This window comes from Saccharopolyspora erythraea NRRL 2338, assembly GCF_000062885.1.
In the GTDB taxonomy this organism is placed as follows: domain Bacteria; phylum Actinomycetota; class Actinomycetes; order Mycobacteriales; family Pseudonocardiaceae; genus Saccharopolyspora_D; species Saccharopolyspora_D erythraea.
Genome location: NC_009142.1, coordinates 7,252,545 through 7,274,468, shown reverse-complemented (window position 1 = coordinate 7,274,468; position 21,924 = coordinate 7,252,545). Strand labels below are relative to the sequence as shown.

Annotated in this window: 18 protein-coding genes; 8 read left to right on the top strand and 10 right to left on the bottom strand. The window is 72.5% G+C overall.

Annotated elements, in window-relative coordinates; genetic code table 11:
• Window positions 1-3: 3 nt before the first annotated feature.
• Window positions 4-1,554, bottom strand: coding sequence for an LCP family protein (locus tag SACE_RS31175; protein WP_009948701.1), 1,551 nt, complete (start codon window positions 1,552-1,554; stop codon window positions 4-6).
• A 66-nt stretch (window positions 1,555-1,620) separates the two neighbouring features.
• On the bottom strand, window positions 1,621-3,096 hold the full coding sequence (locus SACE_RS31170) for an LCP family protein (RefSeq protein ID WP_009948703.1): 1,476 nt from the start codon (window positions 3,094-3,096) through the stop codon (window positions 1,621-1,623).
• A 540-nt stretch (window positions 3,097-3,636) separates the two neighbouring features.
• On the opposite strand from SACE_RS31170, the gene rfbB reads away from it, so the two are divergent.
• Window positions 3,637-4,626: a dTDP-glucose 4,6-dehydratase gene (gene rfbB, locus SACE_RS31165; protein WP_009948705.1), complete on the top strand. Its 990-nt coding sequence runs from the start codon at window positions 3,637-3,639 to the stop codon at window positions 4,624-4,626.
• On the top strand, window positions 4,626-5,549 hold the full coding sequence (rfbD, locus tag SACE_RS31160) for a dTDP-4-dehydrorhamnose reductase (protein WP_009948706.1): 924 nt from the start codon (window positions 4,626-4,628) through the stop codon (window positions 5,547-5,549). Before rfbB ends, rfbD begins: the two co-directional genes overlap by 1 nt.
• 187 nt (window positions 5,550-5,736) lie before the next feature.
• Here rfbD and SACE_RS31155 read toward each other — a convergent pair whose 3' ends face one another.
• The 4 genes from SACE_RS31155 to SACE_RS31140 all read right to left on the bottom strand — a co-directional run bounded on the left by SACE_RS31155 (window position 5,737) and on the right by SACE_RS31140 (window position 12,184).
• Entirely contained in the window at window positions 5,737-6,558 is an 822-nt protein-coding gene (locus tag SACE_RS31155; RefSeq protein ID WP_009948707.1) for an SAM-dependent methyltransferase, read from the bottom strand.
• 260 nt (window positions 6,559-6,818) lie between these two features.
• A complete protein-coding gene (locus tag SACE_RS31150) occupies window positions 6,819-7,853 on the bottom strand; it encodes a glycosyltransferase family 4 protein (RefSeq protein ID WP_009948708.1) in 1,035 nt (344 codons plus the stop codon).
• Entirely contained in the window at window positions 7,846-10,338 is a 2,493-nt protein-coding gene (locus SACE_RS31145; RefSeq protein ID WP_009948709.1) for a glycosyltransferase, read from the bottom strand. Before SACE_RS31145 ends, SACE_RS31150 begins: the two co-directional genes overlap by 8 nt.
• Window positions 10,339-11,227: 889 nt before the next feature.
• Window positions 11,228-12,184: a glycosyltransferase family 2 protein gene (locus SACE_RS31140; protein ID WP_143538363.1), complete on the bottom strand. Its 957-nt coding sequence runs from the start codon at window positions 12,182-12,184 to the stop codon at window positions 11,228-11,230.
• A gap of 118 nt (window positions 12,185-12,302) precedes the next feature.
• On the opposite strand from SACE_RS31140, the gene SACE_RS31135 reads away from it, so the two are divergent.
• From SACE_RS31135 to SACE_RS31125, 3 genes are all read left to right on the top strand, one after another.
• Entirely contained in the window at window positions 12,303-13,502 is a 1,200-nt protein-coding gene (locus SACE_RS31135; protein ID WP_029621868.1) for a glycosyltransferase family 4 protein, read from the top strand.
• A gap of 190 nt (window positions 13,503-13,692) precedes the next feature.
• Entirely contained in the window at window positions 13,693-14,823 is a 1,131-nt protein-coding gene (locus SACE_RS31130; RefSeq protein ID WP_029621869.1) for a glycosyltransferase family 4 protein, read from the top strand.
• 109 nt (window positions 14,824-14,932) lie between these two features.
• The gene (locus SACE_RS31125) at window positions 14,933-15,808 is read left to right on the top strand and encodes a glycosyltransferase family 2 protein (RefSeq protein ID WP_009948714.1); all 876 of its coding nucleotides are present in this window, start codon (window positions 14,933-14,935) and stop codon (window positions 15,806-15,808) included.
• 107 nt (window positions 15,809-15,915) lie between these two features.
• Here SACE_RS31125 and SACE_RS31120 read toward each other — a convergent pair whose 3' ends face one another.
• On the bottom strand, window positions 15,916-16,374 hold the full coding sequence (locus tag SACE_RS31120) for a hypothetical protein (RefSeq protein ID WP_009948715.1): 459 nt from the start codon (window positions 16,372-16,374) through the stop codon (window positions 15,916-15,918).
• A 349-nt stretch (window positions 16,375-16,723) separates the two neighbouring features.
• On the opposite strand from SACE_RS31120, the gene manB reads away from it, so the two are divergent.
• The 3 genes from manB (at window position 16,724) to SACE_RS38070 (ending at window position 18,975) form a co-directional block, all read left to right on the top strand.
• The gene (gene manB, locus SACE_RS31115) at window positions 16,724-17,788 is read left to right on the top strand and encodes a mannose-1-phosphate guanylyltransferase (RefSeq protein ID WP_009948716.1); all 1,065 of its coding nucleotides are present in this window, start codon (window positions 16,724-16,726) and stop codon (window positions 17,786-17,788) included.
• Window positions 17,789-17,792: 4 nt separating this feature from the next.
• Window positions 17,793-18,704, top strand: a complete 912-nt coding sequence (locus SACE_RS31110) for a DNA-3-methyladenine glycosylase family protein (protein ID WP_029621871.1) — start codon at window positions 17,793-17,795, stop codon at window positions 18,702-18,704.
• Between the two features lie 124 nt (window positions 18,705-18,828).
• Window positions 18,829-18,975 (top strand): hypothetical protein, encoded by a 147-nt coding sequence (locus SACE_RS38070; RefSeq protein ID WP_009948719.1) that lies wholly within the window; start codon window positions 18,829-18,831, stop codon window positions 18,973-18,975.
• Here SACE_RS38070 and SACE_RS31105 read toward each other — a convergent pair.
• From SACE_RS31105 to cofD, 3 genes are all read right to left on the bottom strand, one after another.
• A complete protein-coding gene (locus SACE_RS31105; protein ID WP_011875052.1) occupies window positions 18,972-19,484 on the bottom strand; it encodes an NUDIX hydrolase in 513 nt (170 codons plus the stop codon). The two genes, SACE_RS38070 and SACE_RS31105, sit on opposite strands and share 4 nt — an antisense overlap.
• 95 nt (window positions 19,485-19,579) lie before the next feature.
• Window positions 19,580-20,923: a coenzyme F420-0:L-glutamate ligase gene (locus SACE_RS31100; protein ID WP_009948724.1), complete on the bottom strand. Its 1,344-nt coding sequence runs from the start codon at window positions 20,921-20,923 to the stop codon at window positions 19,580-19,582.
• Window positions 20,920-21,906, bottom strand: a complete 987-nt coding sequence (gene cofD / locus SACE_RS31095) for a 2-phospho-L-lactate transferase (RefSeq protein WP_009948725.1) — start codon at window positions 21,904-21,906, stop codon at window positions 20,920-20,922. The genes SACE_RS31100 and cofD overlap by 4 nt, the downstream gene beginning before the upstream one ends.
• Window positions 21,907-21,924 lie beyond the last annotated feature (18 nt).

Here is a 21,924-nt window from a genome sequence, read left to right as displayed (position 1 = left end):
GCGTCAGTTCACGCAGGGGATGCCGGAGGGCGTGATCGGCTGCTGCCGGTGCGCCGGACCGTCCAGGCGCAGCAGAGGTCGCGGCCCGAAGCCGGTCGGTGTCGGCACCGCGGTGCCGGGAGGCGGGACCGCGGTGGGTGAGCCCGGGTTCGGCGCAGGCGAGGCGGGACCCGTCACCAGGCCTGCGACGAAGTTCTTCACCTGCACCGGGTTGACCCGCACGATGCTCTGGTTGCGGTCGTCGCGGGCGCCCGCGTCGACGACCGGCATCGTCACGAACTCCACGCTGCCGCCCGCCAGCGCCTGCATCTGCTGCGCGAACCCGACGACGTCCCAGTCCTGGTCGAGCACCACCGAGCGGCGGGCGGCGTTGACCAGCCCGTTCACCTTCGCCGGGTCGGTCAGCGTGCCGGTCGAGAGCACCTTGTTCAGCACCGAGGCCATGAACGCCTGCTGGCGCACGATCCGGTCCAGGTCGCCGCGCGGCAGGCCGTGGCGCTGGCGGACGAAGGCCAGCGCGTCCCCGCCCGAGATCGTCTGCACCCCGGCGGCGAACTCGGCGCCGGAGTCCTTGTCGCTGGTGGCCTGGTTGAGGCACACCTCGACGCCGCCGAGGGCCTGGGTGACCTCGAAGAAGCCGAGCATGTTGACCTCGGCGTAGTGGTCGATCCGGGCGCCGGTCAGGTTCTGCACGGTCTGCACCAGCGCGCGTTCGCCCGCGGCGCTGGACTGCCGCTCGGCCTCGGCCGCGGGCACGCCCTTGTCGTCCAGCTCGTCGAAGGCCGTGGTCTTGGCCAGGCCGTAGACGGCGTTGATCTTCTCCTGCGAGCCGCCGGGCGCGGCGGTGTAGGTGTCGCGGGGGATGGAGATCGCCGACGGCGTCGCCCCGCTGTGCGGGACGCGGACCAGGATCAGCGAGTCGGTGTTGTAGCCGTTGCTGCTCTCGGTGCGCAGCTCTTTGAGGATCGCCTCCGGCAACGGGTTGCCCTGCGCGTCGGTGCGGCTGTCGTTGCCGACCAGCAGCAGGTCGGTCGCGCCGTCGTCGATCGGCGGCCCCTCCTGCTCGCCCGCGTCGGCCAGCACCCGGGAGGTGCTGACGTCGCCGCTGAGCCGGTCCAGCGTGATCCAGCCGACCGCGGTCGCGGCGAGGACCACCACCGACACCAGCGCGATCGCACCGCGACCGGCGGCGCTGGCGACCCGTCGCGTGCGGTGCGACGCGGGTGCCGCTTCCGGCTCGGCGTCTTCCTGCTGGGCGTCGGTTGCCGCGTCGGTGTCCGCGTCAGCCTTGCTCGCGCCGGGAGTTCCGGCCGCCTCGGCGGTTTCGCCGCCGGGCGTTGTCCCGCCGCGGGCCGCGACCGGATCGGGGTCGTCCGGCCATGAGCCGACCGCCTCCGAACCGCCGGACGATAACCGCGCGTCGGCCGGCCCGGCCGGTTCCGCCTGGCCCGCCCGCGGGCCGTCAGGCGTTCCCGCCCGCGAGTCCGCCGCCGATGCGTCCGCCTGCCCGGCGGTCTCCTCGGCGGCGGAACTCCGTTCCTGCTCGTCCCCCACGCTCGCCTCCCGACGGCGGTCTCCCCGATACGCGACAACCAAGAGTACTGCGTTCGGGAACCGCGATCAGTTGACGCAGGGAACTCCGTCCGCCGTGATCGGCTCCTCCTGCTCCAGCTGCTGCGCGGGCGCGACCGGTCCCTGGCGCATGCCGTCGAGCGCGACCGCCGGGGAACCCGCGAAGTTCTGCTTGCCGGGACCGTTGTAGTCCTTGCCGAGGTAGACCTCGACGCTGCCGGACTTCAGGTTCTGGCTGGGCTGCACCGGCAGGCCGCCGAGGACGTCGGCCACCTGCTGGGCGACCGCCTCCTCGCCGGGGGCGCTGTAGACCACCGAGTTCGGCATCGACTGGGCGTTGGCGCTGCCGCCCTGGGCGAAGCCCTCGGCGGTCACCGCTTCCAGCACGCTGGCGGCGAGCCCGCTGACGCCGGAGGCGTTGTAGACGCTGACGCTGACGCCCGCGCGCTGCTCCTCGGCGGTGGCCTCGGCCTGCTGCTTGATGCGCCGCTCCTCGGGGTCCAGCAGCAGGTCCGCGGCGAACTTCTGGATCTCGCGGGGCTTGATCGTCACCTCTTCCTGGCCGGACTCGCCGACCAGGTGCACCGGGATGGTCTGGAACTCGATGTTGCCGCCCGCGATGCCCTGCATCTGCTGGGCGAAGCCCATCATGTCGCTGCCCAGGTCGTCGTCCACGACGATCGACTTCTGGATCGCGCTGACCAGCGCGGAAAGCTTGGCCGGGTTGCTCAGGGTGCCGCTGGACAGGACCTTCCGGGCCAGACCGGACATGAAGACCTGCTGGCGGACACCGCGGTCGAGCTCGTTGATCAGCCCGTGGCGCTGCCGGACGAACGCCAGCGCGTCGGCGCCCTGGATGGTCTGCGGGCCTGCCTTGAACACCGCGCCGGAGTACTCGCTGTCGTCCACGTCGTCCTTGAGGCAGACGTCGACACCGCCCACGGCCTTGGTGATCTCGTAGAAGCCGAGCAGGTTGACCTCGGCGTAGTGGTCGACGCTGACGCCGGAGATGTCCTCTATGGTCTGGATGAGGAACTTCTGCCCGGCCTTGTGCGCGTCCAGCTCGATCTGCTTGGGGTCCTTGGCGCCGGACTCCTGGAGCCGCACCCGTTCGGCGTTCTTGGCGTGCAGCATCGCCTCGGTGAGCTTGCGCTCGCCGAAGCCCTGGCCGAGCTTGACCATCGTGTCGCGCGGGAAGCTCATCGCGCTGGCGCGCTGGCCTCCGTTGGGGATGCGCACGAGGATCATCGTGTCGGTGAGGTCGCCGCCGCCGTCGTCGGTGGTGCGCAGCTCGCGCAGAATCTCCTCGGGCAGCGGGTTGCCCTGCGCGTCCACGCGGGCGTCGTTGCCGACCAGCAGGATGTCGGTGGCGCCGTCGGGGGAGTTGAAGCCCTTGCCGATGACGTCGTTGGTCTTCAGGCCGCTGTTGAGGCTCTGCAGCGTCGCCCAGGCGTATCCGGTGGTGCTGAGGACGACGACCGACAGCAGCGCGACCAGCACCCGGCCGAAGGTCCGGGCGCCCATGCCGCGGCGCCGGTCGCGGCTCCAGGTGTCGTCGTGCGGCGCGTTCTCGGGCGCGCCGGTGTGTGCCGCCGCGACGCGGTCGCGCTGGGCGCCCTGCGGGGGACGGCGGCGGGCCGGACCGGAGGAGGCGGCGCCGCGTGCGGCGCGACCCGGCTGGGCCGCGGGCCTGTCGCTTCCGTTCCTAGGGCCGTTCCCGGCCCTGGAGCCCCTGCCGGCTCCGGGAGGCGGAACGGGTCTGCCGGGCTGCCCCTGCGGGCCCCCAGACCACCGCGGCCGGTCGTCCACGCCGAATCCTCCTTGGGCTGCCTTCGAGCGTTACACCCCGCGAGGTGATTTCGCTCGTGTTCAACGTGCAGGCTAACGGTGATCGAGTGGAAGTGGTTCGGGTCCCGTCAAGACAGGTGAGATCGCTCATATGAGTGAGATGAGGTTTCACTCTGCGTTGCCAGGGACTGTCACTGTCCGCCGCGCCCAGCGTGTCAGACTGCCGCATGCGCCCCGTTCGGGGCGAGGACCGGAGTGTCAGGAAAGGCGCCATCCATGCGGGTCTTGGTCACTGGGGGAGCCGGTTTCATCGGCTCGCACTACGTACGGCAGCTCCTCGGCGGGGCCTACCCGGCGTTCGCCGGAGCCGACGTCGTGGTGCTCGACAAGCTCACCTACGCGGGCAACGAGGAGAACCTTCGCCCGGTCGCCGACGACCCGCGGTTCCGCTTCGTCCGCGGTGACATCTGCGAGTGGGACGTGGTCTCGGAGGTGATGCGCGAGGTCGACGTCGTCGTGCACTTCGCCGCCGAAACCCACGTCGACCGGTCGATCCTGGGCGCGTCCGACTTCGTGGTCACCAACGTCGTCGGCACCAACACGCTGCTGCAGGGCGCGCTCGCGGCCAACGTGTCGAAGTTCGTGCACGTCTCGACCGACGAGGTCTACGGCACCATCGAGCACGGTTCGTGGCCCGAGGACCACCTGCTGGAGCCGAACTCGCCCTACTCGGCGGCCAAGGCGGGCTCGGACCTGATCGCCCGGGCCTACCACCGCACGCACGGGCTGCCGGTGTGCATCACGCGCTGCTCCAACAACTACGGGCCGTACCAGTTCCCGGAGAAGGTGCTGCCGCTGTTCATCACGAACCTGATGGACGGCAGGAGGGTGCCGCTCTACGGTGACGGGCTCAACGTCCGGGACTGGCTGCACGTCACCGACCACTGCCGCGGGATCCAGCTGGTGGCCGAGTCCGGACGAGCCGGTGAGATCTACAACATCGGCGGCGGGACCGAGCTGACCAACAAGGAGCTCACCGAGCGGGTGCTGGAGCTGATGGGGCAGGACTGGTCGATGGTCCAGCCGGTCACCGACCGCAAGGGCCACGACCGCCGCTACAGCGTCGACCACACCAAGATCTCCGAGGAGCTCGGCTACGAGCCGGTCGTGCCCTTCGAACGCGGACTCGCCGAAACCATCGAGTGGTACCGCGACAACCGAGCGTGGTGGGAGCCGCTGAAGTCGGCTCCGGACGGGGGGAAGTGATGACCCGCAGCCGGCTCGCGGTGCTGGTGCCGGGCGGGCGTGGCCAGGTCGGCTCGGAGCTGAGGCGGATCGTGTCCGGCTGGTCCGGAGCACTGGTCCACGCACCGGGATCGGGCGAACTGGACGTGACCGACGCCGAGGCCGTCGCCGACGCGGTGGACTCCTTCGCCGAGACCGCGCGCGACTCCGACCTGCGGCCGGTGGTCGTCAACGCCGCCGCCTACACCGCGGTCGACGCGGCGGAGGAGGAGCCGGACCGGTCGGCGGCGATCAACGTCGCGGGCGCGGCGGCCCTGGCGGACGCCTGCGGCAGGCGCGGTGTTCCGCTGCTGCACATCTCCACCGACTACGTCTTCCCGGGGGACGCGACCCGGCCCTACGAGCCCGACGACGAGACCGGGCCGCGAACCTCCTACGGGCGCACGAAGCTAGACGGAGAGCGTGCGGTGCTCGACTCGGGCGCGCGGGCCTGGGTGGTGCGCACCGCCTGGGTCTACGGCGCGGGCGGGAAGAACTTCGTCAAGACGATGGCGCGGCTGGAGTCCGAGCGCGACACCCTGTCCGTTGTGGACGACCAGGTCGGATGTCCCACGTGGGCGGCGGATCTGGCGGCGGGACTGCTGGAGCTGGCCGGACGGGTGGCCGAACGCAAGGGCCCCGAGCAGCGGGTGCTGCACTGCGTCAACGGCGGCCAGTCGAGCTGGTTCGAGTTCGCACGCGCGGTCTTCGCCGAGCTGGGCGCCGACCCGGAGCGGGTCCGGCCCTGCAGCAGTGAGGAGTTCCCCCTCCCGGCGCCGCGGCCGGCGTACTCGGTGCTCTCCGGCCGCGCTTGGGAGGCGAGCGGGCTGACCCCGCTGCGCCACTGGCGGGAAGCGCTCGCCGCGGCCTTCGCCGCCGACGGCGACGCGCTGCGCGGCCGGTAGAACGGCGCCGCCGGCGCGCTCCGGCGGCGATCCGGCCCGACTGCTGTCGGCCTGGCTGCTGGCTGTGCCTGTCCGGTGGCCGCCGATTCCTGCCGCTGTTCGCCTGGGCCGTTACGGTTCGTCCGGATTCGCCTGCGTCGTCAGGGTTCGCGGTCGCCGTCACGGTTCGTCCGATTTACCTGGCCTGTCAGGGTTTGCGGGCGACGCCGCCGAGCGCGCCCACGTCCGACGGCTCGCAGTTCGCGGCGGCGTCGGGATGCCACTGCGGGTAGGACACCAGGCCCGGCGTCACGAACTCCAGGCCGTCGAAGAAGCCGGCGATGTGGCCGGGACTGCGCAGCCGGTAAGGGGAGGGGTCCCGCTCGTTGTAGTAGTCCTGCGCCTCCACCAGCGACGGATCGGTGTCGGTGGCGTCGCCGATCACCAGGTAGCTGCCGGACGGAACGGCGGCGACCAGCTGCCGGACGACGTCGCCCGCGATGTCGTCGTCGGGAACCAGCCCGAGGATGCCCAGCAGCATCACCGCGACCGGGCGGCCGAAGTCGAGGGTGTGCGCGGCCTTGTCGAGGATGACCCTGGTGTCCCGGACGTCGGCGTGCAGGTAGTCGGTGCTGCCTTCGGCCGTGCTCGTCAGCAGGGCGCGCGCGTGCGCGAGCACCAGCGGGTCGTTGTCGACGTAGACGACGCGGGATTCCGGCGCGACGCGCTGCGCGATCTCGTGGGTGTTGTCGGCGGTCGGCAGCCCGGTGCCGATGTCGAGGAACTGCCGGATGCCCGCCTCGCCCGCGAGGTGGCGCACGACGCGGGTGAGGAACCCGCGCCCGGTCCTGGCCATGTCGACGATGCCGGGGAACGTCTGGCGGTAGCGGTCACCGGCCTCGCGGTCGACGGCGTAGTTGTCCTTGCCGCCCAGCCAGTAGTTCCAGATCCGCGCGGAGTGCGGAACGGTCGTGTCGATGGTGCTCGGCGACGACTGGGCGTACGACGCGGCGGCTGGATCGTCGCTCATCGGCGGACCTCTCGGATGCGGTGCGTTCGGAGCGCCAATACTGCCGCAAACCGCGAACCCGCGGGGCAGCAAAGGCGAGTTCCCGGCCCTTCGGCGCGGAATCGCGCAATACCTACCCCTCGCGCTGCCGCCTTCAGCAGCACTTGGCGTACACGAGACGCCGGTGAGTTCTCGAGAGCCTGCCCGCCTGCCGGGGGTCATCCGACTGCCGAGGTCGCCCGCGTGCTGAGGGCGCCAGCGTAGGTGGCGCCCTCCCGTCGTCACCGGTCAGCCGCCATCCGATACGCCCGCAATGTCGCTTCGGCGCAGGCTCGCCAGGTGAACCTCGCCGCGTGGGTCCTGCCCGCCTCCGGCGCTCCTGCGTCCAACGCCCGGTGCAGGGCCGCCCGGAGGCCCTCCGCGTCCCCGTACCGGAACAGTTCGGCGTGCCCGCCGGTCACCTCGCGCAGCGCCGGAATGTCGGAGCACACCACGGGAACACCGCAGGCGAGGGCTTCCAGCGCGGGCAGACCGAAGCCCTCGTCCCGCGAAGGCAGCACCAGCGCACGCGCGCCCGCCACGACGCTGCGCAACTGCGGGTCGGGCAGGTAGCCGATGCGCTGCACGCGTCCGTCGTGTCCGGGTTCCCCGGGGCCGACGACCACCAGCGGCGGCAACTGCTCGTCGAGCGCGCGCAGCAGACCGGGCAGGTCCTTGCGGGGCCCGTCGGCGCCGACGAACAGCAGATAGTCGGCGGGAAGACGTTGCCGCAACTCCGCATCCGGCTCGGCGTCGAACCATTCCCGGTCCACACCCAGCGGCGTCACCACGATCTTCGACTGCTCGACGCCGAGCCGCGTGCCGACCGCATCGGCCACCGCCTCCGTCGGCGTGCACACCGCCGCGGCACGCCGGACCGACGCGCGCACCAAAGCCTCCAGGCCGGGTGCTTCGGAGGGTTCGTCGAGGAAGGCCAGGTCGTGCACGGTGACGACGCCTCCCGCTCGCGCCGATGGCGGCAGAACGAAGTTGGTCCCGTGCACCACATCGCTCGTCCCGGCCAGCAGTTCCACCGGAGGCAGGGGACCGCGCGACCACATTGAGCGCAGCACGCGCGCGGGCACCGGCGGGCCGACGACGCGGGCGCCCGCGGGCGCCACCGACCGCAGCTCCCGCCAACCCCGCGTGGTGAAGCCGATCAACCGCAGGTCCACCAGCGACGCCAGTTCACCGACAAGCGAGGCGGTGTAGCGGCCGATGCCGGTCCGCCGCCCCAGCAACGGAGTCGCGTCGGCGAGGACCCGCAGGTCAGCCATTGCGTCGCAGCCGCTCCGCGGCCAGCCGGCGGAGGCGTCCGGTGGCGCGCTTGGCGACCTCCACCGGGCCGCCGGCGTCGAGGTACTCGCGCAGCAGCGCGACATCACGGCGCAGCGTCTCGACACCTCGCAACTGCGGTGTGCGCACCAGCGGGCCCGACGCCTTCAGGCGGTCGGCCGCGGGCCTCGGGTCGCGGCAGAACTCGGTGAGCGGCGCGAGGACCGACTCCCAGGTGAAACGCTCCCGCACGGCCACGATCCGCTCCTGGCAGCCGGCCGCGAACTCGGCGTCGTAGAGCACCTTCTCCAGCGCGTCGGCCAGTGCTTCCGGGTCCTCCGGCGGCACGACGACGCCGAGGCGCTCCTGTCGCACCAGGTCGGCGAAGGAGTCACCGTCGGTGGTCACGACCGGCAGCCCCGCCCACAGGTAGTCCAGGACCCGGGTGCGGAAGGCGAAGGTGGTCTCGACGTGCTCGAAGTGCGTGGTGACCCCGCAGTCGGCGTCGAGCAGGTAGTTCTGCCGCTCGTTGTAGGGGACCCACGTCTCGTTGAAGAACACGTGCTTGTCGGTGAGCCCGAGCCGCCCGGCGAGGCTGCGGGTCTGCCCGGCCATGCCCATCTCCGGCACGTCCGGGTTCGGGTGCTTCATGCCCAGGAAGAACAGACGGATGTCGCTGTGCTGCTGGGAAAGCCGGTGCACGGCGTGCAGCAGCGTCAGCGGGTCGAACCAGCTGTAGACGCCGCCCGCCCACAGCACCACCTTGTCGTCGGCGTCGATGCCCCGCCGCGCGCCCTTGATCGCGGGGCCGGTGCGGCGCGGCGCCACCGACGGCAGCCCGAACGGCACCACCGACAGCAGCGAGCGGACAGTGGGGTCGTTGTCGTAGAGGCCGGGAGTGAGCCTGCCCAGCGACGCGAGGTGGCCGAGCCAGAAGTGGCGCTGGCGTTCGGAGGCGCACAGGAAGAAGTCGCCGCGCTCCAACTGCGTGTTGAGCACCTTCGTCACGCCCGCCAGGTCCTTGGCGCGGCGCTCGTCGTCGGTGTCGCGGCCCTGCTCCAGCAGCTCCAGGTGCATCGGGTCGTAGACGTCGCAAACCACGATCTTGGTGGAGTCGGCGTGCTTGAGCGCGGGCACCATCTCCAGCACGTGGCCCTGCAGCACGACGACGTCGGCCCACTCCACGTGCGCACCGAGCTCGCGGGGCTTGGCGGCCAGCACGGCGAACGGCGACTCCGGCGGATCGACCCGCTCGTTGACGCTGACCAGCCGGACCTCGTGCTCGTTGGACAGCACGTCGGCCATGTGCCAGGCGCGGATCGCGGGGCCCGCCATCCGCTCGGTCACCGCGTCGCCGGTGATGACCACGATCTTGCGCGGACGCCCGAACACCTCGTCCAGCCCGAACGCCTCGACCAGCGCGTCGTGCGCGGCGAGGTAGCGCGGCAGCGGGTACGCGGGCTCCATGGCCTTGCGCATCAGCGGCAGCAGGTCCGCGTCGGTGCGGACCCTGCCCAGTTGCTCGGTCTCGCGGGACTCCTTCAGCGACGGCAGCATCTCGACGAACTGGTCGATCGCCAGCATCCCGGCCAGCGCGGCCCGGTCGATGGAGACCTCGCCACCGTCGTCGGGACCGTCCGGGCGGCGGGTGATCTCCAGCTGCGTCGGGTCGATGTCCCCGCGCGCGGTCGCCCGCCGGACCGATAGCGCCATCGCCGCGGGCAGCGCCTTGGCCAGCGTCTCGTCGGAGACGTTCTTGTAGAGGCTGGCCAGCGCGTTGCGTTCGAGCAGGTAGTACTCGCGGGCCGAGGCGATCTCGGTCATCGAGGCGTGGTGGCGGTGGTAGGTCAGCGAGCGCGGCTCGTAGCGGACCCGCCACCCGCGCAGGTTCAGCCGCCAGCCCAGATCCACGTCCTCGTAGAACATGAAGTAGCGCTCGTCGAAACCACCGAGCGCCTCGAACAGCTCGGCGCGGACGAACAGCGCGGAGCCGGTGCCGAACAGCACGTCCCGCGCCGCGTCGTGCGACCCGTCGTCGACCTCGCCGGCGTGTCGCTTGTAGCCCATGCCGAACCAGGTCAGCCCACCGTCGACGAAGTCGACGTGCTTGCCCTCCCAGTCGAGCACCTTGCTGGCCACCGCGCCGACCGTCGGCTCCGACCGCAGCACCGACACCGCGGCACGAACCCACGCCCGATCCGGCCTGGCGTCGTTGTTGATGAACGCCAGCACCTGCCCGGTCGCCTCCCGGGCCCCGAGGTTGCAGCCACCGGCGAACCCGACATTCTCGGCGGACTCGACCAACCGGACACCGGGCTCGGCACCGCGGATGCGCTCGACCCCACCGTCCCCGGAAGCGTTGTCGACGCAGATCAGTTCCAGCCGGTCACCGGGGTAGTCGAGCTCCTCCCGGAGCGACCGCAGGCACGTCAGGGTGTCGTCGGTGCCGCGGTAGTTGACCACGATCACCGAAACGGTGGGCAGCATGCTGGACGTATCGGGCACGCCCCTAAGCCTGCACCATGCCGCCCCACCCGCGGTGCGGAGTCCGGAAACCAGCACAACGGTGTCCTGCACCACACAAAACTGGCGGTGCCCGGTTCTCATCCCGTCGACCTGGCGCCAGCCCGATCAGACCGGGTCAAGGGGGCCCAAAGATGCCAACCGCAGGTTGCCTCGAAAAATGGCCCCCTTGACGCGGTCTGATAGCCCTCGTGGAGGTCGACGGGATGAGAACCGCCTAACCGCCCCACCGGAGAATGCCTCGAAAACCCGCTCATCCCGGAGACCTGCCGGGGTCTGGGGGCGGCGAGCGCCCCAGAAACCCCGCTCTCAAGGCGACCCGCAAGGCCAGGGTGAGTACGTCGAAAACTCACGCGCCCCTGCTCTCAAAGTGACCCGCCGGGTCCGCTGGATGCGCCGAAAACCCGCGCGCCGCTGCTCTCAAGGTGAGCCGCATTGCCAAGGTGACCACCCCGAGAGCCCCGCGCCCCCGCTCTCAAGGCGACCCGCTAGGCCAGGGTGACCACCCCGAAAACCCGCGCGCCCCTGCTCTCAAAGTGACCCGCCGGGTCCGCTGGATGCGCCGAAAACCCGCGCGCCGCTGCTCTCAAGGTGAGCCGCATTGCCAAGGTGACCGCCCCGAGAGCCCCGCGCCCCCGCTCTCAAGGCGACCCGCAAGGCCAGGGTGACCACCCCGAAAACCCGCGCGCCCCCGCTCTCAAAGTGACCCGCCGGGCCCGCTGGATGCGCCGAAAACCCGCGCGCCGCTGCTCTCAAGGTGAGCCGCATTGCCAAGGTGACCACCCCGAGAGCCCCGCGCCCCCGCTCTCAAGGCGACCCGCAATGCCAAGACGCCCCCCGAAAGCCCCGGCCCCTACCGCCCGGCCCACTCCCGCCACACCCGCGCCCGCCCCACCGCCGCCGCCCGCCGGCCGATGGCCAGCCGCTCAGCCAGCGTCCACGGCATCCGCACCGCAACTTCTCCGAGCACCCGCATCCGCAGGGTCGTGCGGAAGTTCGCCGCCTCCGGCACATCCCGTCGCAGGGGCCGCGGCGCGTACCGCCGTACTGGAAGCGCGCAGGTGATCGCCGCGAAGCGGACGACTTCCCTCATGGCCACCGGAGCAGGGGCGCACCGCAGCAGCGTCAGCAACCTGTTGCGCTCGTTCCAGCGGTGGAACCGCACCGAACCCGGCTCCGCTGACGCGCCGTGCAGGTGCGTGGCGCGGGCGCCGGCGACGTGCACGATCCGGCGTCCCGCGAGGCGCAGCCGCCACGACGTGTCGGTGTCCTCGTAGTAGCAGAAGAACCTGGCCGGAACTCCGCTGATCGCGCACAGGTCGGCCATCCGCATAAGCACCGCCCCGCCGCAGAAGCCGAAGACCTCCCCGTCGGCTCCCTCAGCCCAGTCCGCTCCCACCGCATCCGCGCCGTAACCGTCCGCAGTGAGACGGACGCCGACCGATTGCAACCGGCCGTCAGGTGCCAGCAAGGTACTGGAGGCAGCGGCCACAGCGCCGGGTCCGTCGTCTTCCCCCAAGGCGTTCTCCAACGCTGCCAGCCAGCCGGGTTCCGGCGCCGCGTCGTCGTTGAGCCAGGCGACGAGAGGGGTCCGCACGCTCGCCAGAGCGGCTGCGACCCCGCCCGCGTAGCCCCGGTTCCGCGGCATCCGCAGCACTTCTGGCTGGGACGGGTGGGCCGCGAGCACCTCCGCCGTGCCGTCGTCCGAGGCGTTGTCGACCACCAGGGTCCTATGTGGATGATCCTGGGCGGCCAGGGCGTCCAGGCAGGCTCCGACGTGGTCGCGTCCGCGCCAGGTCACGACCACCACGGTGCTGCGCACCCGGTCCGCCGAGGCTCCCGACCGGTCCGCAGGCGAAGTCACCGACGAGGTCACGGCGGGCAACGCTACGCGCAGCGGCGTCGCGCGCCCGTGGCAGGCTGGATTCGTGCCCGAACTCGTCGCGATCGCCGAGCAACTGCTGGCCCCGGTTCCCGGGGGCACCGGCCGCTACACCCGCGAACTGCTGCGCGCGATGGCCGCGACCACGCCGCCCGGGTGGCGGCTGACCAGCGTTGTCAGCCGCGGCGGTGATCCGGGCGCCGTCGTCGTCGACGGCGTCGAAGGGCCGCGCGTGCTGCGGCTGCCGCGCCGAGCGCTCGTCGCCGCGTGGGAGCGCGGTGTCCCGCTGTGGCCGGGCGGCGACAGCGTGCACGCGATGACGCCGCTGGCCCCTCCACCGCGCCGGGGTCACCGACTGGTGGTCACCGTCCACGACACGGTGCCCTGGACACATCCCGAGACGCTGACACCGCGCGGTGTGGCTTGGCACCGGCGGGCGATCGCCCGCGCCGCCCGGACCGCCGACGCCATCGTGGTTCCGACCACGGCGGTCGCCACCGAGCTGGCGCAGCACGTCGACCTCAGGGCCGAGGTCCACGTCATCGGCGAAGGCGTCACGCCGTCCGTCATCGCGGACCACCCGCACTCCAGCGATGCCCGCCCAAGCGATGCCCGCCCAAGCGATGCCCGCCCAAGCGAAGCCCACTCCAGCGAAGCCCACCCCGCCGATCCCCGCCCCCGCGATACCGACGACCGCATCGCTGCCCGTCTGGAGCTGCCGCCCCGCTACGTCCTCGCCGTCGGGACGATCGAACCGCGCAAAGGGCACGCCGACCTCGTCCGCGCCCTCTCCCTCCCGGGTGCGCCCGACGTGCCGCTGCTGGTCGTCGGCAGACAGGGGTGGGGCGGTGTCGACCTGCACGCGCTGGCCGCCGAACATGGTCTGAGCCCCGGCAGGGTGCGCGTGCTCGGTGGTCTCGACGACGCCGACCTCGCCGTGGTGCTCCGTCGTGCCAGCGCGCTCGCCGCGCCGAGCCTGGCCGAGGGGTTCGGCCTGCCGGTGCTGGAGGCGATGGCGGCCGGGGTTCCGGTCGTCCACTCCGACGCTCCGGCGCTGGTCGAGGTCGCGGGCGGCGCCGGGGTCACCGTTCCCCGCTCGGATCCCGCCGCGCTGGCCGAGGCGCTGCGCGTCGTTGTCGCCGAGCCGGACCCCCAGCGCATCGAGGCCGGTCGGCGGCGGGCGTCGGCCTGCACTTGGGAGCGGGCCGCGCGCGAAGTGTGGCGCCTGCACACAGAGACGCCCTGAACGCCGAACCAGCCCTGAACGCCGCAGGAACGGTCCGAAAGCGAGGAACGGTCCGGAAGCCGTGAACGACGCGGAAACCGTGAACGACGCAGCGCATGCCGCCGGTAACGGTGTGCCTTTATCTCCGAACCGGTCACGAAAGCCCACGGTCGCCCCGTACTCTGCTCGGGTGCACAGACGCGAGCCGCGCATCCTCATCGACGCCACGGCGGTGCCCGCGGACCGCGGGGGCGTCGGCCGGTACGTGGACTCGCTGCTCGCCGCGCTCGACGCCGACGGTGCCCGGCTCGCGGTCGCCTGCCAGCCCAGGGACGCCAGGCTCTACAGCACCATCGCGCCGCACAGCGAGGTCGTGCCCGCCGCCGAGTCCGTGGCGACCCGCACCGCCCGGCTGGCGTGGGAGCAGACGACGCTGCCCCGGCTGATCCGCCGCCTCGGCATCGACGTCCTGCACTCCCCGCACTACACGACGCCGCTGGCGAATCCGGCCGCGTCGGTGGTCACGCTGCACGACGCGACCTTCTTCACGGACCCGGCGCTGCACTCGCCGGTCAAGGCGCGCTTCTTCCGGGCGTGGACGCGGACGGCGTTGCGCCGCGCGACGTTGTGCGTCGTCCCGAGCGATGCCACCGCGAGCGAGCTCGCGCGCACCGTCGGTGCCGACCGCGGCGCGATCCAGGTCATGTACCACGGTGTCGACCCCGAGCGGTTCCACCCGCCGTCGCCCGCGGAGGTGCGGGCGGTGCGGGACCGGCTCGGGCTGTTCGACCAGCCCTACATCGCCTTCCTGGGCGCGCTCGAACCGCGCAAGAACGTCCCGTCGCTGATCCGCGGGTTCACCATGGCCTGCCAGGGACGATCCGATCCGCCGACGCTGGTGCTGGCAGGTCAGCCGGGCTGGGACACCAGCGTCGAGCGGGCGCTCGAGGCCGTTCCGCACCGCATCCGGGTGATCCGGGCCGGCTACCTGCCCTTCGGTGAGCTCGCCGGTTTTCTCGGTGGTGCGCAGGTGGTGGCGTATCCGAGCATCGGCGAGGGCTTCGGCCTGCCGGTGCTGGAGGCGATGGCCTGCGGTGCGGCGGTGCTGACCACCCGCAGGCTCGCGTTACCCGAGGTCGGTGGCGATGCTGTCGCCTACTGCGGTGTCGGCGCGGGTGACATCGCGGCAGCGCTCACCGAGCTTTTCGACGACTCCGCGCGGCGCTCGGCCCTCGCGGCGGCGGCGCAGCGCCGTGCGAAGGAGTTCACCTGGGCAGCCTGCGCCGCGCAGCACCGCGACGCCTACGCCCGCGCCGACCACGTCCACCGCCACCGCCGCTGAGGTGCCCGCCCGCCGCGAGCCCGCCCCCGCGCCACCCAGCTCTCCCACCAAACCCCCGTCCCGCGACCTGGCCGTGGGACTGCGACGCCGGTTGGCAGAATGTGACGCCGTGACCGACTCGCGCACCTACGGCGACGAGATCGCCGTCGTCACCGTGACCTACTCGCCGGGCGAGACCCTCGACAGGTTCCTCGACACCCTGGCCACCGCCACCGACCGCCGGGTCCGCGTGATCCTGGCCGACAACGGCTCCACCGACGGCGTGCCGGAGCGGGCGGCGGCCGAGCGGGACGACGTGCACTTCGTGCCGACCGGCGGCAACCTCGGCTACGGCGGCGGCGCCAACCGGGGTGTGGCCGAGCTGGGCGAGGAGTACGGCTGGATCGTCATCTGCAACCCGGACCTCGAGTGGCAGCCGGGTTCGCTGGACGAGCTGCTCGCGGCGGCCAAGCGCTGGCCGCGCGGCGGCTGCTTCGGCCCGCTGATCAGGGAGCCCGACGGCAGCGTCTACCCGTCGGCGCGGCTGGTTCCGTCGCTGGTGCGCGGCGCCGGGCACGCGGTGCTGGGCAAGGTGTGGCCGGCGAACCCGTGGAGCCGGGCCTACCGGCAGTCCGAGACGACGATCACCGAGCGCACCGCGGGCTGGCTGTCGGGTTCGTGCATGTTCCTGCGCCGGGAGGCGTTCGACTCCGCCGGCGGCTTCGACCCGCGCTACTTCATGTACTTCGAGGACGTCGACCTGGGCGAGCGGCTCGGCAAGGCGGGCTGGCTCAACGTCTACGTGCCGAGCGCCGAGATCATGCACATCGGCGGGCACTCGACGGGCAAGGCTTCGGCGCGGATGCTCACCGAGCACCACCGCAGCGCCTACCGCTACCTCGCCGACCGGCATCGCGGGTTGGTGTGGGCGCCGCTGCGGGTCCTGATCCGCGCCGCCCTCGCCGTCCGGGCGAGGCTGGAGATCAGGTCCGCCGGAAGGCGGTGACGTCCGGCGTGCGCGGCCGGCGGCCGATCATCGCGGACCGGGGCCGGACCGGTGCGGTCCGGCGCCTGAGCTGCTCGGCCCGCACGCCGCTGCGCAACGCGCGCGGTTCAGTACTGCCCGTAGTGCTGCTGCGCGGCGCGCGAACCCAGCGGCCCGAACTCGCCGGGCCCCCGCTGCGCCTGGTACGGGTTCAGCGGAACGTCCTGCGGGTCCTCGGACGGCCACGCGGTCGCCTGCTGGGTCTGACCCTGCTGCCCCTGACCGTGTACCTGCTGACCTTGGCCGTGTCCCTGCGGGTGCCCGTGTCCCTGGCCCTGCGAGCGGCCGTGCCCGCCTCCCTGCGAGTGCCCGTGCCCCTGCTGCGGGTGCGAATGCCCCTGCTGCGGCTGGGGATGGTGCTGGTGCCCGGACTGCTGGTTGTGGTGCGGCCCGCCGTGCTGCGGACCGGAGTGGCTCTGCTGCGAACCGGACTGGGACTGCTGGGACTGCGGGAAGACCTGCGTCGAGTCGGAGTCCGACTGCTCCACGACGGTGCGGGGGATGCGGACGGTGGTGGAGGCGTCCATCGGCGACGTCGCGTTGTCTGGTGTGACGACGAACGCACCTCGCGCCCGCGCGCGAGCAAGTGCTTCGTCGGCTCGAAGGCGCGGGTCCATAGGGATGCCCTCTCAGTACTTCGCCGGTCAAGGTGGTCGAGCATGGTCACCGGTGGGCAGCGGTCGAGTGAACCCCTCGGGATCGCCGTCGGGGTTCGTCCCGCGGAGGTCGGCTCGGTCCCCAATGGTGGGCCCGATGACCATTATGCCGTTGCTCCTGCCAGAGTATTCCCCCCAATGGGGTTTTCGTCAGGCAAACTTCCTCAGGTAAGGGATCACCAGGTAAGCAGGGTGAGCGAGGTAAGGAGTGCGTCGCCTCATGTCCACTGAAGCGGTGGTGCTGGTCGGAGGTCAGGGGATGCGGTTGCGTCCGCTGACGCTGTCGGCACCCAAGCCGATGCTCCCGACGGCGGGTGTCCCGTTCCTCAGCCACCTGCTGTCCCGGATCCGCGAGGCGGGCATCCGGCACGTGGTGCTCGGCACCTCCTACAAGGCCGAGGTGTTCGCCGAGTACTTCGGCGACGGCTCCGCCTTCGACCTGGAGCTGGAGTACGTCGTCGAGAAGGAGCCGCTGGACACCGCGGGTGCGATCCGCAACGTGTCCGACCGGCTGCGCGCCGACGACGTGCTGGTGTTCAACGGCGACATCCTCTCCGGGCTGGACCTGCGCGAGCTGCTGCGGACCCACCGCGAGGCCGAGGCCGACGTGACGCTGCACCTGGTCCGCGTCGACGACCCCCGGCAGTTCGGCTGCGTGCCGACCGACGCCGACGGGCGGGTCACCGCGTTCCTGGAGAAGACCGACAATCCGCCGGTCGACCAGATCAACGCGGGCTGCTACGTCTTCCGGCGCCCGGTGATCGACGACATCCCGGCGGGCCGCCCGGTGTCGGTGGAGCGCGAGACGTTCCCCGGCCTGCTGGCCTCGGGGGCGCGCGTGCAGGGTCACGTCGACGACTCGTACTGGCTGGACATCGGCACACCCGCCGCCTTCGTGCGCGGGTCGGCCGACGTGGCGCAGGGCAGGCTGCGCTCGGCGGCGCTGCCCGCCCCGGCGGGCGAGGCGGTGCTGCTCGACGAGGTCAAGGTCGCCGCCGACGCGGCGGTGCGCGGTGGCAGCACGATCGGCGCCCGCGGCGACATCGGCTCCGGCGCGCGGATCGTCGGCTCGACGCTGTTCGACGACGTCCGGGTCGAGGCAGGCGCCGTCGTCGAGCACAGCGTGATCGGCGCGGGCGCGGTGGTCGGCGAGGGCGCCGTCGTGCGCGGGGCGATCATCGGTGACGGCGTGACCGTCGGCGCGGGCTGCGAGCTGCTCGACGGGGTGCGAGTGTGGCCTGGAGTCGAACTGCCGCCCGGCGGGGTTCGCTTCTCGGCGGACTGAGGCGATGGAAGAACCACTGACCACGACGTGGCATCCGCCGCATCCACTGGATCTGGCACGGGTGCTGGCCCCGCTGCGCCGGGGGACCGGCGACCCCGCGACGCACGTCGAACCGGACGCCTTCTGGTGGGCGAGCACGACCGCGGACGGCCCTGCCACGCTGCGCCTCCGCAAGGACGCGGGTGGCACGGTGCGGGCGTCCGCCTGGGGTCCGGGTGCCGCCCGGGTTCTGAAGGACGTGCCCGAACTGCTCGGTGCCTCCGACGACGACTCCGGCTTCGTGCCGGTGCACGACGCCGTCGAGCGGGGGCGGCGGGCCGCCCGCGGCCTGCGGCTGTGCTCGTCGGGGCGGGTGTGGGACGTGCTCGTGGCGGCGGTCCTGGAGCAGAAGGTGACCAACCGGGAGGCGTGGCGGTCGTGGCGGGAGCTGTGCCGGTGGTTCGGCACCCGCGCTCCCGGTCCCGCGCCGCAGCGCCTGTGGGCGCCGCCGGACCCCGCGCAGGTGCGCGCGATCCGCGACTGGGAGTGGCACCGGATCGGCTTGGACGGCGCCCGCCGCCGCACCCTGATCAGGGCGGCGTCGGTGGCCGGGCGCCTGGAGCGGGCCGTCGAGCTGCGCGGCGCCGAGGGCAGGCGGCTGCTGCAGCTCGTGCCCGGCATCGGGCCGTGGACGGCGGCCGAGGTCGCGCAGCGGGCGTGGGGCGACCCCGACGCCGTCAGCGTCGGCGACTACCACCTGCCGACCATCGTCGGCACCGCGCTGACCGGGTGCCCGCTCGACGACGACGGCATGCTCGAAGCCCTCGCCCCCTACGAGGGGCACCGCCACCGCGCGGTCCGCTATCTCGCCGCGGCCGGGGTGTCCCGGCAGCGCTTCGGACCACGTCTGCCCGTCCGCGACTACCGCGCGATGTGAAGTGAACCATTCGCAGCCGGGGCAGGAAGATGCATCCAGGAGCGTCTGGCCGCAACGCGGAGGTGGCCTCGATGCCACCGGTGGGCCGTGGCCTGCTCTCTGTGGCGGAGATCGTCTGGACCAGGTGCGGGCGCGAGCGGCCGCCGAGGACACCAAAGCCACCGCGTGGATCAGAGCGCTGATCGAGGCCGAGCTGTCAGCCGCCGCGCCCAACAGCACCGAAGCCCGTCTCCGGCGGCTGGAAGCCGCCGTCTTCGAGCACTCGGCCTAGCCGCTGACCCGCCGGCTCGCGGCGGCGACCAGCGGACCGAGGTCCGAGCCGTCGGGCAGCGCTTCCACCGGCCACCAGCGCAGGTCAAGCGACTCGTCGCTGCGCGCGGCCTCGGCGCCCTCGGGTGCGCGCACGACGAACCGGACGTCGAAGTGGCGCGTCGGCACGCCGAGCGAGCACGTGATCGGGTGCACGTCCAGGTGCACCGGCACCGGGTCGACGACCAGCCCCTCGATGCCGGACTCCTCGCTCGCCTCCCGCAGCGCGGCGCCGGCCAGCGTGGTGTCCTCCGGTTCGCAGTGCCCGCCGAGCTGAAGCCACGCGCCGACGCGCGGGTGCAGGGTCAGCAGCACGTTGCGCCCGGTCGAGTCGAGCAGCACCGCCGAGGCGGTGACGTGGCCCGGCTCGCATGCGCGCAGGCAGCCGTCGGCACGTGCGTCGAGCAAGGTCAGGAAAGCGTGCCGGAGGGCCTCCTGCTGCGGGTCGTCGGGCTTCCACTCCCCGAACACCCGCCGTGCGTCCCCGTGCGGACCGGCCGAGCCGTCCACCGGCCCGCTCTGTGCGTCGGTGTGCGAATCGTTGCGCACTCCACCGTTCGCCTCGCTCACAGCTCCACCAGCCCGTCATTCGCGTCGCGGGGCGGGCGGGGGCCTTCGACTTCCTCCGCGGGGTGGCCGATCGCCACGGTGCCCATCGGTTCCCAGCTCTCCGGCAGCTCCAGCGTCGAGCGCACCACGTCCGGGCAGAACATCGTCGAGGACACCCAGCACGAGCCGAGGTCCTCGGCAGCCAGCGCGACCAGCAGACCCTGCACAGCCGCGCCCGCAGCCACCGTGAACATCGACCGCTCGGCCTCGCCGCGACGCTCGTCGGGGTAGTCGTGGGCGCCTTCGCGCACCAGGAAGGGCACCACCAGCTCCGGCGCGGCGTAGAGCAGGTCGCCGCGACCGACCCGGCGCTGCGCCGCCTCCTCCGACATGCCGTCGCGGCGCAGGTCGGCCAGCCACGCGGTGCGCATCGCGTCGAGCAGCTTCGTCCGAAGTGGACGGTCGCGCAGCCAGACGAACCGCACCGGCCGGGTGTGGTGCGGGGCGGGAGCGGTCAGCGCCGCGCCGACGGCCCGGCGGACGGCCTCGGCGTCGACGGGGTCCGGGCCGAAGGCCCGCACGGACCGGCGCATCAGCACTGCCTCCCGGCGGCCCTGCGCCAGCGCCTCGGCGGTGCCCATCCGGAACAGGTCCTCCTCGACCGGGCGGACCAGGTCGCGCGCGGTGGAACCGTCGTCTACCGGGGCCAGTCCGCGCACCACCGCGACCGGCACCCCGCCGAGCTTGCCCTTGACCAGGTCGGCCGCGGCCGCGATCTCGTCGGCCACCGCGACCTCGGTCACAGCCAGCTCGTTGCCCTGCGGGTCGGTGCTGCCCCGGTAGCGGTGCAGCACCTTCAGGCCGGCCGCGCCGATCGCGGCGTCGGTCTGCCCGACGCGCCAGGCGCGGCCCATGGTGTCGGTGATGACGACGCCGACGTGCACGCCGAGACGTTCGGCGAGCCCGGCGCGCAGCCTGCGGGCCGAGGCGTCGGGGTCCTCCGGCAGCAGCGCGATCTGGTCGAGCGCGACGTTGGAGGCGTCCACGCCGGAGGCGGCCTGCACGATGCCGAGCCGGTTCTCGGTGATCAGGGTGCGCATGCGGCGCGCGAGCACCTGCACGGCCTCCGACCGGACCAGCTCGCGGCGCAGCTCGTCGCGCTCCTCGGGATCGCTCGGGGCGCGCACGATCCGGCCCTCGACCTTGGACACCACCTTGCTGGTGACCACCACGACGTCGCCGTCGCTGAGCCACGGCGCGGCGGCGGAGATCGACGCGGCGAGGTCGTCGCCGGGGCCGAACTCCGGCAGTCCGGGCACCGAGAACAGCCGCAGGCCGTCCCGTGCCGCGTGGTCCTTCACGGCTGCACCCCCGCGATGTCGAAGGCCGCGCGGGTCATCTCCGCAGTGCTGTCCACATCGGACATCAGCAGCGGGACGGCCCGCACCGACGCGCCGGGCACGTCGGCGGTGTCACCGGTGTGCACCAGCCATGCGTCCAGGATGCCCTCCTCGGAGCCCTGGCGGGAGCCGTAGTGCCTGCCGACCGCCTCGGCGGTGGTCTCGACGCCGATCGCGGAGAGGCAGGCGTCGGCCATTCCCCGCAGCGGCCTGCCGCCGATGATCGGCGAAAGCCCCACGACCCGCGCCTTGGTGCCGCGCAGCGCCTCGCGGAAGCCCGGCACCGCCAGCAGCGTGCCGACACTGACGACGGGGTTCGACGGGGCGATCAGGACCACGTCGGCCTCGGCGACCGCGTCGAGCACGGCAGGCGTCGGCTTGGCCTCGTCGGCGCCGACCGGCACGATCGCCCGCGCGGCGGGCTCGGCGCGGTGGCGCACCCACCACTCCTGGAAGTGCACGGCCCGCGGCTCGGGGTCCTCGATCGCGATGTGGGTCTCGACTCGGTCGTCGGTGACGGGCAGCAGCCGCACCCCCGGGCGCCACCGGTCGCACAGCGCCTCGGTCACCGCCGTGAGCGAGTAGCCGGCGCGCAGCATCCGCGAGCGCACCAGGTGGGTGGCGATGTCGCGGTCGCCGAGGCCGAACCAGCTCGGTTCGGCGCCGTAGGCGGCCAGCTCCTCCTTGACCGACCACGTCTCGCCGAGCCGTCCCCAGCCCTTCTCCGAGTCGATCCCGCCACCCAGCGTGTACATGCAGGTGTCGAGATCCGGGCAGACGCGCAGCCCGTGCATCCACACGTCGTCGCCGACGTTGACCACCGCGGTGACCTCGTGCGGTGACGGTTCCTCCGGTTCACCCACGGCGGGCATGCCCAGCGCGGCCTTGACCCCTTGCAGGAAGCGCGCGCCGCCGACCCCGCCTGCCAGAACAACGACCTTCACGGCCTCAGATCCTCGCAC